The 14,131-nt window shown below is 60.6% G+C and carries 10 protein-coding genes, 1 tRNA gene and 3 pseudogenes; 4 read left to right on the forward strand and 10 right to left on the reverse strand.

Annotation, left to right across the window (positions count from 1 at the left end):
• The first annotated feature begins 65 nt into the window (after positions 1-65).
• Both cra and AB4N42_RS27600 read left to right on the forward strand, forming a co-directional pair.
• The gene (gene cra / locus AB4N42_RS27595; protein ID WP_030139803.1) at positions 66-1,061 is read left to right on the forward strand and encodes a catabolite repressor/activator; all 996 of its coding nucleotides are present in this window, start codon (positions 66-68) and stop codon (positions 1,059-1,061) included.
• Positions 1,062-1,077: 16 nt separating this feature from the next.
• Positions 1,078-1,854 (forward strand): TatD family hydrolase, encoded by a 777-nt coding sequence (locus AB4N42_RS27600; RefSeq protein WP_217861238.1) that lies wholly within the window; start codon positions 1,078-1,080, stop codon positions 1,852-1,854.
• Positions 1,855-1,975: 121 nt separating this feature from the next.
• On the opposite strand, the pseudogene AB4N42_RS27605 reads toward AB4N42_RS27600, so the two are convergent.
• The 5 genes and pseudogenes from AB4N42_RS27605 to AB4N42_RS27625 form a co-directional block, all read right to left on the reverse strand.
• Positions 1,976-2,548 (reverse strand): annotated as a pseudogene (locus tag AB4N42_RS27605) (methyl-accepting chemotaxis protein); the annotation flags it as partial.
• A gap of 285 nt (positions 2,549-2,833) precedes the next feature.
• Positions 2,834-3,973 (reverse strand): annotated as a pseudogene (locus AB4N42_RS27610) (HAMP domain-containing protein); the annotation flags it as partial.
• A 328-nt stretch (positions 3,974-4,301) separates the two neighbouring features.
• Positions 4,302-5,138, reverse strand: coding sequence for a regulatory signaling modulator protein AmpE (gene ampE, locus AB4N42_RS27615; RefSeq protein WP_030139800.1), 837 nt, complete (start codon positions 5,136-5,138; stop codon positions 4,302-4,304).
• Positions 5,135-5,696 (reverse strand): annotated as a pseudogene (gene ampD, locus AB4N42_RS27620) (1,6-anhydro-N-acetylmuramyl-L-alanine amidase AmpD). Before ampD ends, ampE begins: the two are co-directional and overlap by 4 nt.
• A 64-nt stretch (positions 5,697-5,760) precedes the next feature.
• Entirely contained in the window at positions 5,761-7,971 is a 2,211-nt protein-coding gene (locus AB4N42_RS27625) for a DUF1631 domain-containing protein (RefSeq protein ID WP_030139798.1), read from the reverse strand.
• A 233-nt stretch (positions 7,972-8,204) separates the two neighbouring features.
• Between AB4N42_RS27625 and nadC the strand changes: the two genes are divergently transcribed.
• Positions 8,205-9,053 (forward strand): carboxylating nicotinate-nucleotide diphosphorylase, encoded by an 849-nt coding sequence (nadC, locus tag AB4N42_RS27630; protein WP_030139797.1) that lies wholly within the window; start codon positions 8,205-8,207, stop codon positions 9,051-9,053.
• Positions 9,054-9,134: 81 nt separating this feature from the next.
• Here the strand turns inward: nadC and AB4N42_RS27635 are convergent, their stop codons facing one another.
• On the reverse strand, positions 9,135-9,440 hold the full coding sequence (locus AB4N42_RS27635; RefSeq protein WP_198797615.1) for a DUF6388 family protein: 306 nt from the start codon (positions 9,438-9,440) through the stop codon (positions 9,135-9,137).
• Positions 9,441-9,742: 302 nt separating this feature from the next.
• On the opposite strand from AB4N42_RS27635, the gene AB4N42_RS27640 reads away from it, so the two are divergent.
• Positions 9,743-10,291 (forward strand): hypothetical protein, encoded by a 549-nt coding sequence (locus AB4N42_RS27640; protein ID WP_460115605.1) that lies wholly within the window; start codon positions 9,743-9,745, stop codon positions 10,289-10,291.
• A 10-nt stretch (positions 10,292-10,301) separates the two neighbouring features.
• Here the strand turns inward: AB4N42_RS27640 and AB4N42_RS27645 are convergent.
• The 4 genes from AB4N42_RS27645 to truB all read right to left on the reverse strand — a co-directional run bounded on the left by AB4N42_RS27645 (position 10,302) and on the right by truB (position 14,130).
• Positions 10,302-10,377: transfer RNA gene (locus AB4N42_RS27645), tRNA-Thr, on the reverse strand.
• Positions 10,378-10,502: 125 nt separating this feature from the next.
• Positions 10,503-12,608, reverse strand: a complete 2,106-nt coding sequence (pnp, locus tag AB4N42_RS27650) for a polyribonucleotide nucleotidyltransferase (protein WP_030139794.1) — start codon at positions 12,606-12,608, stop codon at positions 10,503-10,505.
• A 192-nt stretch (positions 12,609-12,800) separates the two neighbouring features.
• A complete protein-coding gene (rpsO, locus tag AB4N42_RS27655) occupies positions 12,801-13,070 on the reverse strand; it encodes a 30S ribosomal protein S15 (protein WP_011332409.1) in 270 nt (89 codons plus the stop codon).
• Between the two features lie 142 nt (positions 13,071-13,212).
• Complete coding sequence (gene truB, locus AB4N42_RS27660; protein WP_030139793.1) at positions 13,213-14,130, reverse strand: tRNA pseudouridine(55) synthase TruB; 918 nt, start codon at positions 14,128-14,130, stop codon at positions 13,213-13,215.
• Position 14,131 lies beyond the last annotated feature (1 nt).

Consider the following 14,131-nt stretch of genomic DNA (forward strand, 5'->3'; position numbering starts at 1 on the left):
GATCCGAATCGGGTAGGATGACCCTTCATTGTCGGGGCAAACTCGAAAAAACAAGGAAAACCGGGTTGAAACTCAGTGATATCGCCCAGCTCGCCGGTGTGTCCGTGACCACCGCCAGCTACGTCATCAACGGCAAGGCCGAACAGCAACGCATCAGCAACGCGACCGTCGAACGGGTGCGGGCGGTGGTCGAAGAGCATGGCTTTACGCCCAACCCCCAGGCTGCCGGATTGCGCAGCCGGCATACCCGCACTTTGGGTTTCATCTTGCCGGACCTGGAAAACCCCAGCTATGCGCGTATCGCCAAATTGCTCGAACAAGGGGCGCGCGCCCGAGGCTACCAACTGCTGATCGCCAGCTCCGACGATGCGCCCGACAGCGAGCGGCAACTGTTGCAACTGTTCCGCGCCCGGCGCTGCGATGCGCTGATCGTCGCCAGTTGCCTGCCCGCCGAGGACGACAGCTACCGTCAATTGCAGGCCAAGGGTATTCCGATCATCGCCATCGACCGGGTGATGGAGCCCACGCATTTCTGCTCGGTGATCAGCGATGACCGCCAGGCCAGCCTGCAACTGACCCGCAGCCTGCTGGAGACGAACCCACGGCAGATCGCGCTGATCAGCGCCCGCCCCGAACTGAGCATAAGCCAGGAGCGGACCGCCGGTTTCCGCGAAGCGCTGGAAGGTTTCGAAGGCCAGGTCCTGATCGAACATGGCGAGTCGTTCAGCCGTGAATGCGGTCGCCAGATGATGGACGAAATGCTCGCCCGCCTGGGCCATTTACCCGATGCGTTGATCACCACCTCCTACGTGCTGCTGCAAGGTGTGTTCGATGCCCTGCATGATTTTCCACTCAAGGCACGGCCGCTGCGCCTGGGTACATTTGGTGACACACAACTATTGGATTTCCTGCCACTGCCGGTCAATGCCATGTCCCAGCAGCATCAACTGATCGCCGAAAAAGCCTTGGAGCTGGCGCTGGCGGCCATCGAAAATGACGACTACCAACCCGGTGTCCAGGCGATTGCGCGCACATTCAAACAGCGCATTCACCAAGGCTGAAGTTTCGGAACCCCGCATGGAACTGATCGACACCCACACCCACCTGGACTTTCCCGATTTCGACGTGGACCGGCCGGCGCTGCTGGCCGAAAGCAGCGCCCTGGGCGTCCGGGAAATGGTGGTACTCGGGGTGTACCGGGACAACTGGCAACGCGTCTGGGATCTGGTGCAAAGCGACCCGCACCTGCATGCCGCGCTGGGCTTGCATCCGGTGTATCTCGATCAGCATCACGACGACGATCTTGCGCAGTTGCGTGAATGGCTGACCCGCCTGGCGGGGCATCGGCAGCTATGCGCTGTGGGTGAAATCGGCCTGGACTATTACGTCGAGTCCCTCGATCGCGACCGCCAGCAAGCGCTGTTCGAAGCGCAGCTGGAACTGGCCGTGGAGTTCGAGTTGCCAGCGCTGATCCATGTGCGCCGCAGCCACGCCGCCGTGATCGCGACACTCAAACGCATCTGCCCGGCGCGGGCCGGCATCATCCACGCCTTTGCCGGCAGCTTCGAAGAGGCTCGCGAGTACATCAAGCTCGGCTTCAAGCTCGGCCTCGGCGGCGCGGCCACATGGCCGCAGGCCCTGCGCATGCATCGGGTACTGCCGAAACTGCCGCTGGATGCGGTGGTGCTGGAGACCGACTCACCGGACATGGCCCCGGCGATGTTCCCTGGCCAACGTAACAGCCCGGCGCATTTGCCGGCGATTTGCGAGGCGCTGGCGGGGATCATGGCGGTGACGCCTGGGCGACTGGCCGAGGCCAGTACCGCCAACGCCCGCCAATTGTTCAACTGGTAAAAACCTGTGGGAGCGAGCTTGCTCGCGATGGCGGTGTATCAGTCAACATCGATGTCGGCTGATCTGACGCCATCGCGAGCAAGCTCGCTCCCACATTGGACCTGCAGTGAATCAGCGGAAATCACACCCGAAACGCATTGATCAGTTGCTTGAGCTGCACCACCTGGGCGGACAATTCGCGGCTGGCGTCCTCGGTCTGGTGCGCGCCTTCGGCGGTGCGTTCGCCGGCGCGGTTGATCTCCACGATGTTCTGGTCGATGTCGTGGGCCACGGCAGTCTGCTGTTCCACCGCCGCGGCGATCTGCTGGTTCTGGTCGACGATCATGCCGACCGCGCCAAGAATGTTTTCCAGCGCCTGCTGGACTTTCTCCGATTGACCCACCGTGCCGCTGGCCATTTCATGACTGGTGCCCATCGCCTTGACGGCGGCACCCACGCCGCCGTGCAGGCGGCTGATCATCGCTTCGATTTCTTCGGTCGACTGCTGCGTCCGCTTGGCCAGGGTCCGCACCTCATCGGCCACCACGGCGAACCCGCGCCCCTGCTCGCCAGCCCGGGCGGCTTCGATAGCGGCGTTGAGGGCCAACAGGTTGGTCTGCTCGGCGATGCTCTTGATCACATCCAGGACGCGGCTGATGGACTGGCTGTCAGTCGCCAATTGATTGATCACCTGCACTGACTGGTCGATTTCACTGGCCAGCCGCGCAATGCTGCCCTGCTGGGACTCCACCAATCCCCGCCCGCTAAGGGTTTCGTCGTTCACGCTGTGGGCGCTGCTGACCGCCGCCGCGGCGCTGCGGGCGACTTCCTGGGCCGTGGCGGACATCTGATTCATCGCCGTGGCGACCAGCTCGATCTGGCTTCGCTGGCCGGCGACGGCCAGGTTGCTCTGGGCCGATACCGTTTCCACCTGCCCCGCCTGGCGCTCGACCTCGGCGACGGTGCGGCCGACTTGCTCGATCAAGTCATGGATCTTCGCCACCGTGCCGTTGAATACCTCGCCCAACTCGCCCAACTCATCCTTGCTGCGGGCGACGAAATTGACCGTCATGTCACCCGCCGCGACCTTGTCCATCATCGCGCCCAAATGTTTGAGCGTAGTGCGCGTCGAAGCGTAGAAACCGGCGTACAGGTAAAAGATCAGCAGGAACACCGCAGCCAGCGCCACGGCTTGCAGCACCATGTGGCTGCGGTTCTGCTCCAGGCGGTGCTGCAGTTGCACATCGAGAAAAGCCAGCGTTTGCTCGTTCAGCCGATAGGTCTGCTCCATCAGCCCGCTGACTTGTTCGAAGAATGCAGGCCATGGCGCGTCAAGGGTATCTGCCATGACGACCTGGTTTTCAATCAGCTCGGCGGCCTGCTTGAGGGTGCTCTTACTGCCTGCGGCCTGATCGGCAAGTACTTGCCCGGCCGCCTTGCTCGAGCCCAGGGCATCCTGCAGTTTCAGATCATATTCGCCCTGGAGCTTCTCGATCTGCACCAGCAACTCGTCGAACCGAGTACTCGACGCGGAATTGAGAAAGCCCAGCCCCAGCGACGAAGCGCCCAGCGCGCGACCGTCGCCCAGGGTCTGGGTGACGTTGGGTGTCACGGCAATGACGAGGTCGCTGAGCTGACGGATGTCGCCCTGGTTATCACGGCTCAGGCCCGCCTGGCTGGCGATGATCTGGCCGAATATCTGCGCCTTGTTGAGCAGGCTGCCAATCAAGGCGCTTTTGCTTTGCAGGGAGTTTTCGGCCTGTTGGGCCTTGAAGGCGGCGATCATCTCGTCGCGCTTGGCATCGAAGGCATTGACCTGCTCGGGCTCCATGGCCATGGCCGTCATGCCTTGCAACCGCGCGAGAACCTTTTGCTCAAGCGCCGTTATCTTCGCCTCCACGTCGCCGGCCTTGCCGGACTGGCCGAGGCTGGCATTGATCTGCACCAGATTGTTCAACGTCTCCAGGTCCCGGCGCAGCGTCAGGCTACTGCCCAGCAGGTCAAGGCTTTGCAGCTCCACTTGCGTGCCTTGGAATTCCCGGTAGGCATCGCGCACCAGAAAGAAGTTGGTCACCAGCATCGGCAGCAGGAACAGGACACTGATCAGGCTGAACTTCATGCCGAAGCTCAGGCGGTTCATCAGGGCGACGGCGGGCCAGAGCAAACTCTTCACAAGGAAGCCTCCCGGTAGTTTTTTATTTTTATGGGACTGGCACGCGAAAGCAGCAGAAAGCCACTATGCGGGTGCTGCCACTGTATAGCCTAAAACGACGGGGAGATTTGTAACTTAAGGTTAACGAGGGCAGACGGTCCTGTGGCGAGGGAGCTTGCTCCCGCTGGCCTGCGAAGCAGGCCTTGGGGCTTCCTTCAGGGAGATCGCTTTTGTCCTGGTTGACGACTGCTGCGCAGCCGAGCGGGAGCAAGCTCCCTCGCCACATCAGCGCCTCGCCACCGCTTGACTGGTTTGATCAGGCCAACACCGTCCACAACGCAAACCCGGCATACCAGAGCACCGCCGCGCGCAGCAGCAATTCCCAGAGCCGATCCAGGCTGTTGATACCATCCGGCCCGGCGACGGGCGTGGGAATCTCGCCGGCCACCAGGCCAACTTTGTCGATGAGGTCGGCGGCGCTGATGTTCCAGTTCAGCAGCTCATGCAGCATGACTCGGCTGACCGCCACGAAGTTGCCCACCAAGGCAAAGCTCGCTGCCAGCAACCGCACTGGCACCCAGTCGAAGGCATGACGCAGCTGCGCTGCACGCTCCGCCACGCCAGGGTTCTGGCTGTGTTCAGCGGCCAGCGCCAGCAACCGATAACTCAGGGCAGCCACAGGGCCCAGCAGGAAGTACCAGAAGATCACCGCGAAAAAGCTCTGGTAGGCCTGCCACAGCAAGTGTCTCTGTACCCGCTCCAGCAATTGCTCGCTGCCGTCGGCGTCGATATTCAAGTCGCGCTTGGCCACGTGAGCCGCCGCTTGCAGGTCCTCACGCCGCCACGCATCGCGGAACGGCCCGAGAGCAGCCAATAGATCACCGCGGCCCAGGCTATAGATCACCACCAACAGGTGCACCGGCAGCGCCAGCAACCCATAGGCCACCGGATCCAGCACCCAAAGCAGCAACGCCAGCGCCGCCACCGGCAGCAGGACCATCGCCACCAACACCAGCCAAGGTCGATTGCCCCAGCGCGGGCTCGCCTCGAGCCTGTTCAGCTCGCCCAGCCAGCCGCCGTCACGCTGGACCCGCTGGCGCAAGGCCGAGAACTTCTCGATCCAGACCGCCAGCAGCAACACCAGAAAACTCATTGTCCTTCCCCTCCTGTCAGGGCCGCGCGGTAGCGCGCCCAGTCGAATGCCGGTCCCGGATCGGTCTTGCGCCCCGGGGCGATGTCGCTGTGCCCGCAAATACGCTGCACCGTGATCGCCGGAAACGCTGCCTGCAACTGCCGGGTCAGTTCCACGAGGGAGAAATATTGTGCATCGGTGAAAGGAATATCATCGGTACCTTCCAGCTCGATGCCCACGGAAAAGTCATTACAGGTCTCCCGCCCCTCGAAGCACGAAACGCCCGCGTGCCACGCACGATCCACACAAGAGACAAATTGGGTCACGGCGCCGTCACGTTCGATCAGGAAATGCGCAGAGACGCGCAGGTCGGCAATACCGGCAAAGTAGGGATGTTCCGTGACATCCAGGCGATTCTGGAAAAATTCCTGCACTTTGCCGGTAGCGAACTGCGCGCAGCGGCAAGCTGATGTTGTGGATGACCAGCAGGGAAATTTCGCCCTCGGGGCGCGCATTGAAATTGGGCGAAGGGCAATGACGCGCGCCATCGCACCAACCGCTCGCGGAGTCCAGCTGCATACAGGTTCCTTCGATGACGACGGAGAATCCCGTCAGTATGCCGCGATCGGGCGGGGCTGCGCGATCACTTGCCGCGATTGAGTTGACGCAGGTTACCCAGCACGGACTCGAGCGCCCGGTCGAACAGCAAGGTATCGTCCAGCAACCGCGCCGCTCCCCGGCGGAACTCCAGGGCCAGGCTGGTGCGGCTGTGCTCCAGAACCTTGAGGCCGGTGCGATTGACGAAGACGTATTTGCCGGTAGCCTGGATGATTGCCGCCAGCTTGCAGCGAAGGCTGTTGTCTTCGTCTTCCTGGAACTCCACCCAACTTCCCAGGCGCAATTGGTCGACTTGCAGCAGGCCCACGTCATCGGCTGGCAGGCGCACGGTCGGCTCTTCCGTTGGCGTCTTCGGCGCCGTACGCAGGACGATGGGCTCCGCCACTTCGACCATGACCGGCAAATCGGTGGGTTCGTCCTGCTCCGTCACCTGGCCCAACCTTTGTAGGGCCTGGACATGGAGCACTTCCAGCTCGCTGAAAAACTCGCTGGTGGCGAACGGATCGAACGCCGAACGACTCAGCCCTTCGCGCAAGGCCTTGAGCAATTCCGGCACCATCGCCAACAAGCGCAGGCCCGCATCAGGCTCTTCGTGGTGCTGGACGCTCCAGACCAGTTGTTCGAGGGTCAATACGTCGGCCTGCCATTCGGCAGACTGCTCGCCATGCTTGAACCCCGTCAGCAACAACACCTGGCTCCAGGCCTGTTGCACGAAATCCACCACGGCCTGGGGCAGGAGCTTGCCCAGCATGATCTGGTTCAGCGCCCCTTCGACCCGCTGGCGAGCCAGTTCAGCCTTGGCCCGTCCTTCTTCGGCGTCCCTGATGCGTTGTTCAAGCAACTCGCTGCGACGGCGCTCATCGCTGGTAAATGCCAGGAAATCGGCCAGCACTTCGGAAAATATTGCCGGATCGTCGACATAGTCGTTCAGCAAGCGTTGCACCACCTGCTCGATGCGCTGGTAGAGGCTGTCGCGCTGGTGATCGTCACAGTCGCCCCAGCCCATCGCCGCGGCGGCGATTTCATTGAGCAGCCGGCGGGCCGGGTGATTGCCGCGACTGAAAAAGCTTTTGTCCTGCACGGCGACCTTGAGCATGGGAATCTGCAGGCGTCCGATCAGGGCCTTGAGGACGTCCGGCAGGTTATGGTCGTCGAGAATGAATTCGAACATCATCGCGATGAGGTTGATCACATCTTCATCGGCACCATCGACGACACGGGACCTGCCGCTCTTGACGCTGACACGGGTCAACAACTGCTCGAGCTGGCTACGCAGGTCGAAATCGTCCTGGACCGCTGGCGCCGGCACGTATTGCTGCAAATGAGACAGCAAGCGAAGCAGGTCGCGTGTCGAGATCGGCTGGGCCGGCGCGCTCGGTTCCAGGGTCGGCGCGACGCTGCCTCGCACCTGGACCAACAGCTTCTGCAATGCGGCAAACACTTCGTGCACGCTGTCATCGACGTCCTCCGCCCGTGGCCGGACGGCGCCGTCGCCCCTGGGCCGAGGGGCTTCTTCGGCGCGATCCGAAGCCCGGCGTGATGGAGCAGCCTTCAGGTCCGACAGGATACCCGTGGCGGCCAGCAACTGATTGGCTTCGGCGTAGAACTGGTCGCATTCGCTGAGTACATAACGCTCGAAGAGCTTGAGCAGGATCAGCTTGACCTTGATGCCCACGCCGAGATTGCGTCCGGCCTGGAGAAAATGCTCGCACAGCAATGCCGGGCTCAACGGGTTCTGCTGGTTCGCCAACGGCCGGTCCAGCAATACACTGAGCCGCGCCGTGAGTTGATCGAGCGACACGCCATCGCGGCTGAGCACCCGGGCCACCATGGTTTCCACCGCCAGGCGGCGCTCCAGCTCGTCATGGTTCGGCTGGGGCGCCATGGCACCCAGCACCGGCGCCAGGGTCGCCTGGGTAAGGTCATACTGGGCCAGGCTGACAAACGCCTCGAAAAACTGCTCGAGGAATTCCCGTTCGATGCTTTTGCGTTTGAGGCGCAGGTCACGCATGGCTTCGAAATAGAGGTTCTGCTCGACATCGTTGCGCGCCCGATCGGCCATTTCGAACAGCGTGTCATCGGCGTTATCGAACAGGCCTTGCAAACCAACGCGCAACTGCTGCGCCGCCTTGTCGCGAACCTGAAGGAGAATCACAGGCAGGCGGGCGAGCGGCGAACGATTCGCCTGGTCGGTAGGCACCTTGTGCAAAGGCACTACATTCCCGTCGTTGTGCATCCTGGCCTCCTGAAACGGCATTCTTCGGTTCGCGACGTCAAAGTCATGACGTCAATCGAAAGGCGGATTATCAGGTAAAAAGAGCCCGTCACACCAGAGGACTCTGTGAACCGGCTCAAAGAGATCGCAATAAATGACCGGCATTTCGGGTAAATGTTGCGAGCAGGCGACCAAATGCAAGCCAACAAGCCCCAAGCGGATATAATCCGGCCACTTTGTTTGTGGAGCCCGTTATGCCGAATCTACGTCTCGCCGACCTGACCGCCGAAATCGAAGCCAACGTGCGCCGCGCGCTGCTGGAAGACATCGGCAGCGGCGACATCACTGCGCAACTGATTCCCGCCGAGCGCCTGGCGAAAGCCACCATCATCACCCGTGAAGCCGCCGTCATCAGTGGGACGGCCTGGGTGGACGCGGTTTTCCGGCAATTGGACCCGCGTGTTGCGGTGCATTGGCAAGTACGTGACGGTGACCGGGCGGCCCCTGACCAGGCGCTGTTCCACCTCGAAGGCCCGGCCCGCTCACTGCTGACGGGCGAGCGCAGCGCGCTGAATTTCCTGCAGTTGCTTTCCGGCGTCGCCACCCGGGCTCGCTACCTGGCGGACTTCGTCGCTGACACCCAGGTCAAGCTGCTGGACACCCGCAAGACCCTTCCGGGGCTGCGCCTGGCACAAAAATACGCGGTCACCTGCGGCGGCTGTCATAACCACCGCATCGGCTTGTACGACGCGTTCCTGATCAAGGAAAACCACATTGCCGCTTGCGGTGGGATTGCCCAGGCCATCAGCGCCGCCCATCAGATCGCACCGGGCAAACCGGTGGAAGTCGAAGTGGAAAGCCTGGCGGAATTGAAAGAAGCACTGGCGGCCGGCGCCGACATCATCATGCTCGACGAACTGAGCCTGGACGACATGCGCGAAGCGGTGCGCCTGAACGGCGGCAAGGCGAAACTGGAGGCCAGCGGCGGCATCAACGAAAGCACGTTGCGCCCGATCGCCGAGACTGGCGTGGACTATATTTCCATCGGGGCGATGACCAAGGATGTGAAGGCCATCGACTTGTCGATGCGGCTCAGTCTCTGAGCAACTTCAAGCCTCAAGCTGCAAGCTTCAAGCCGCTCCGTGCTTGTCTTGCAGCTTGTAGCTTGTAGCTTGTAGCTGCTTTTAAACTACAAGATTGTTCATCTCGCAGTATTCATCCCATTCCACACCCAACACCTCGGCCGCCTCCTTGTGCAACGCAAGGCGCTGCGCCTCGAATTCTTCAGGTGTGCTGGTGTATTTGAGGGTCAACTCCCAAGGTTGCAGCCCCTGGGCTTCGGCCTCGTCTTCGAACGCCCATTTGATCTGGTCTTTCTGATCGTCGGCGGACAGGTCCTTGATCTCATCCCGCAGTTGCGGCGTTTCTTTCAAGTACTTTTCCAGGGCTTCTTCGTGCCTGGCTTCTTGACTCAATTCTTTAACGGTCATGGCGTTCTCGCTGATCTGGGAATGGAAGATGGATCTGGATCATCAAGGATCTCTCTGACGCAGGAAGCCGTTGGAAGCCCGGTTTACCTGGCCTTCAGAACCATTCGTGGATCATCTGAAAACTGCTGGGCGATGCTCATGCAGGTAACGAATATAGGACGTTTCGCCGACGATTTACACGGCTCTTTACATCTGTCCCACAAAAAAAGCCATGCAGAAGAAGCTCGGTAGGCCTTGGAACATCTGTCGAAACAATCAGTCATAGCTATGTGCCATATCGGTACTTCACAAGGAACCCAGTGATGCGCAGCTTTTCGAAACGTTCGTCGGCTCAACTTGCTACCGCGACCTTGCTGCTCGGCAGCCTGACTTTGGCCGGTGCTGCCCAAGCTGTTGTTGAAGTCTCCTCCGATGGGCTGTCCTACGTCGACGTCATCCCTGCCCTTCGTTATGACCAATCTGACAAGTACGTACTGGTCAAGACCCACATCAACGCCAGCGCGCTGGAAGACCTGCCAAAAACCGTGAAGGACAACGCCGCCGAACTGGAAAACCAGAAGCGCACGCTCAGCGAACAGGCTCGACAAATCGAAGAACTCAAGCACAACAGTGGATCCAGCTCCACCTCCAGCAGCCGGGAGATCGACGAGCTCAAGCGCACCATCAAGGAACAGGAAAGCGATCTGAAGGATCTTGGCAAGCAGGTGGAAGAACTCAAGCGCAATAGCGGCTCCAGTTCGAGTTCGAGCAATAGCGAGATTTCGTCCCTGAAACGGGAACTCAGTGATCAGGACAGCGAGATGAGCCAGCTTAAACGCACGGTCGAGGAACTGAGCAGGAAGGTGAAATAACGAGGGGGGATGGTGCCCGAGACAGGAATCGAACCTGCGACCTTCGCGTTACGAGTGCGCTGCTCTACCGACTGAGCTACACGGGCGGTGGCTAAAACTAGCACCGTCCCCTGTAGCCAGGCAACCTGCCTGGCAGTGATTTTCGCCACACAGCAAAACGCCCCGAACCAGTCGGGGCGTTTGCTTGTTCAGTGGCTAAGCGAGGGGCTGATTAAACGCCCGATGCCTTGGCTGCCGCGACGTCCTTGATGGACAGCTTGATACGGCCGCGGTTGTCCACGTCCAGTACCAACACTTCCACTTCCTGGCCTTCTTTCAGGATGTCGGTCACTTTCTCGACGCGAGCATCGCTCAGCATGGAGATGTGGACCAGACCGTCCTTGCCCGGCAGGATGTTGACGAACGCGCCGAAGTCGACGATGCGCTCGACCTTGCCGACGTAGATCTTGCCGATCTCGGCTTCCGCGGTGATGCCCAGGACGCGCTGGCGTGCTGCTTCTGCCGCTTCCTTGGTTTCGCCGAAGATCTTGATCGAACCGTCGTCTTCGATGTCGATCGAAGCCTTGGTTTCTTCGCAGATCGCACGGATGGTCGCGCCGCCTTTACCGATGACATCACGGATCTTGTCGGTGTCGATTTTCATCGCGATCATGGTCGGAGCGTTTTCCGACAGTTCGGTACGGGACTGACCGATGATCTGGTTCATCTGGCCGAGGATGTTCAGGCGCGCTTCCAGGGCTTGGCCCAGGGCGATTTCCATGATCTCTTCGGTGATGCCCTTGATCTTGATGTCCATCTGCAGTGCGGTAACGCCCTTGGCGGTACCGGCCACTTTGAAGTCCATGTCGCCCAGGTGGTCTTCGTCACCCAGGATGTCGGTCAGGACAGCGAACTTCTCGCCTTCCTTGACCAGACCCATCGCGATACCGGCAACCGGCGCCTTCATCGGTACGCCAGCGTCCATCAGGGCCAGGGAAGCGCCGCAGACCGAAGCCATCGAGCTCGAACCGTTGGATTCGGTAATTTCCGAGACCACACGGATGGTGTACGGGAATACGTCAGCGGCTGGCAGCATGGCCTGGACCGAACGACGGGCCAGACGGCCGTGGCCGATTTCGCGGCGACCGGCGCCACCCATGCGACCACACTCGCCCACCGAGAACGGCGGGAAGTTGTAGTGCAGCATGAACGGGTCTTTCTTTTCGCCTTCCAGGGTGTCGAGCAGTTGCGCGTCACGGGCGGTGCCCAATGTTGCAACGACCAGGGCCTGGGTTTCGCCACGGGTGAACAGTGCCGAACCGTGAGTCTTCGGCAGGACGCCGACTTCGATGTTCAGCGGACGTACGGTGCGGGTGTCGCGACCGTCGATACGTGGCTTGCCGTTGACGATATTTTCGCGAACGGTGCGGTATTCGATTTCACCGAAAGCAGCCTTGACGTCGCTGGCCGATGGCTGACCTTCTTCGCCGGAGAACTTGGCAACGACCTGGTCTTTCAGCTCACCCAGGCGCGCATAGCGGTCGGCCTTGATGGTGATGGTGTAGGCCTGGGAGATCGCGTCGCCGAACTCGGCACGGATCGCGCCCAGCAGCTCGGTGGCTTCTGGCTGTGGAGCCCAGGTCCAGGTTGGCTTGGCGGCTTCGGCGGCGAGTTCCTTGACGGCGTTGATCACCACCTGGAACTCGTCGTGGGCAAACAGCACGGCGCCCAGCATCTGGTCTTCGGTCAGCTCTTTGGCTTCGGATTCAACCATCAGCACGGCTTCGGAAGTACCGGCCACGACCATGTCCAGGCTGGAAGCCTTCAACTGCTCGTAGGTCGGGTTCAGCAGGTAGCCGGTGCTCTCGTGGAACGCAACGCGGGCAGCGCCGATCGGACCATCGAAAGGAATGCCGGAGATGGCCAGGGCAGCCGAGGTACCGATCATCGCAGCGATGTCCGGATCGGTTTTCTTGCTGGTGGACACGACGGTGCAGACAACCTGCACTTCGTTCATGAAGCCTTCTGGGAACAGCGGACGGATCGGACGGTCGATCAGTCGGGAAGTCAGGGTTTCTTTCTCGGAAGGACGGCCTTCGCGCTTGAAGAAACCGCCAGGGATCTTACCGGCAGCGTAAGTCTTTTCCTGGTAGTGGACGGACAGAGGGAAAAAGCCCTTGCCCGGATCGGCTTGCTTGGCACCGACAACGGTCACCAATACGCTGACGTCGTCGTCAACGGTGACCAGCACTGCGCCGGAGGCCTGACGGGCGATACGGCCAGTCTCGAGGGTAACGGTCGACTGACCGAACTGGAATTTTTTGATTACCGGGTTCACGGTGTCCTACCTTCTTTGTGGCTCTTGGGGAACTTGTCTTCTTGCGAAATTCTTGGGCAATGGCGGGAGTCGGCCCGACGTTTGTCCAGGGTAAAACGTGTATCCAGATAAAACTTGAGGCTGGGAGCCTGCCATGCACCAGCGGAAACCCACTGACGCACGACAGACCACCAACCTCTAGCGCAATCGCTATTAGCGACGCAGACCCAGGCGAGCGATCAGAGCGCTGTAACGGCTCACGTCCTTGCCTTTCAGGTAGTCCAGCAGCTTGCGACGCTGGTTTACCATGCGGATCAGACCACGACGGGAGTGGTGATCTTTACCGTTGGCCTTGAAGTGACCTTGCAGTTTGTTGATGTTGGCGGTCAGCAGTGCAACTTGCACTTCTGGCGAACCAGTGTCACCAACAGCTTGCTGGTAGTCAGCTACGATTTGAGCTTTTTCTTGAACGTCGAGAGCCATGAGGCAATCCTTTTAGTCAGGAAACTGTTCCGAGGAACAGCTTCAACAGGCCAGGGACAAATCCCTGTATCTATAAATGAGTAGTGACCGTGCCTGTTAACAGCCACACTCGCCAACCTGCTGTTACACAGGCTGGTTCCGGTCATTCCGACCGAATCAGTCGACGCGGCGCAATGCGCCCGTCTTCGCTCACTTCACCGATACCAATGAAGCGACCGTTGTGATCCTGTACCCGGACCATGCCGAACTTCGGCGCATCCGGGGCACGTACCGGCTGGCCGTTGAGCCAGTAGAACGCACTGTGTTCCGAGAACTGCAAGAGCGGCCAATCCAGCAGGCCGCTGTCCGATGGCATCAGGAAGCGGTCGACCGCTTCGTTGCCGCCTTCGGCATGCACCGCTTCGAGCTCTTCCAGCGTGACCGTCTGGGCCAACGTGAAAGGCCCGGCCTGGGTCCGTCGCAATTCTGCCACGTACGCACCACAACCGAGCTGCTCGCCAATATCCTCCACCAGGGTTCGGATATAGGTGCCTTTGCTGCAATCCACTGCCAGCCGCGCAGTATTACCGTCAAAGGCCAGCAATTCCAAGCGCGCAATAGTAACAGAACGCGGTTCACGCTCCACTACTTCGCCTGCACGGGCCAGTTTGTACAACGGCTGGCCATCACGCTTGAGGGCGGAGTACATCGGCGGTATCTGACTGATTTGTCCGCGAAATTTCGGCAGCACCGCCTCGACATCCGCCTGACCAACGGTCACCGGGCGCTCCAGCAAAACCTCACCTTCGGCGTCCGCCGTGGTGGTGGTCTTGCCCAACTGCGCCAGGGTTTCATAACCCTTGTCGGAATCGAGCAAGTACTGGGAGAACTTGGTTGCCTCGCCAAAGCACAGCGGCAGCACGCCAGTAGCCAGCGGATCGAGGCTACCGGTGTGACCGGCCTTCTCGGCGTTGAGCAACCAGCGCACTTTCTGCAAGGCTGCGTTGGAAGTGAATCCCAGCGGCTTGTCGAGCAGGATGATGCCGCTGACGTTACGACGGATACGTTTGACCTGAGCCACC

It is taken from the genome of Pseudomonas sp. H2_D02, assembly GCF_054677635.1.

Excerpts from the sequence above, each read along its gene's own strand:
- AB4N42_RS27600 (WP_217861238.1), top strand. The coding sequence starts at position 1,078 with ATGGAACTGATCGACACCCACACCCACCTGGACTTTCCCGATTTCGAC.
- AB4N42_RS27625 (WP_030139798.1), bottom strand. The coding sequence starts at position 7,971 with ATGCACAACGACGGGAATGTAGTGCCTTTGCACAAGGTGCCTACCGAC.
- nadC (WP_030139797.1), top strand. The coding sequence starts at position 8,205 with ATGCCGAATCTACGTCTCGCCGACCTGACCGCCGAAATCGAAGCCAAC.
- ampE (WP_030139800.1), bottom strand. The coding sequence starts at position 5,138 with ATGAGTTTTCTGGTGTTGCTGCTGGCGGTCTGGATCGAGAAGTTCTCG.
- AB4N42_RS27640 (WP_460115605.1), top strand. The coding sequence starts at position 9,743 with ATGCGCAGCTTTTCGAAACGTTCGTCGGCTCAACTTGCTACCGCGACC.
- AB4N42_RS27635 (WP_198797615.1), bottom strand. The coding sequence starts at position 9,440 with ATGACCGTTAAAGAATTGAGTCAAGAAGCCAGGCACGAAGAAGCCCTG.
- rpsO (WP_011332409.1), bottom strand. The coding sequence starts at position 13,070 with ATGGCTCTCGACGTTCAAGAAAAAGCTCAAATCGTAGCTGACTACCAG.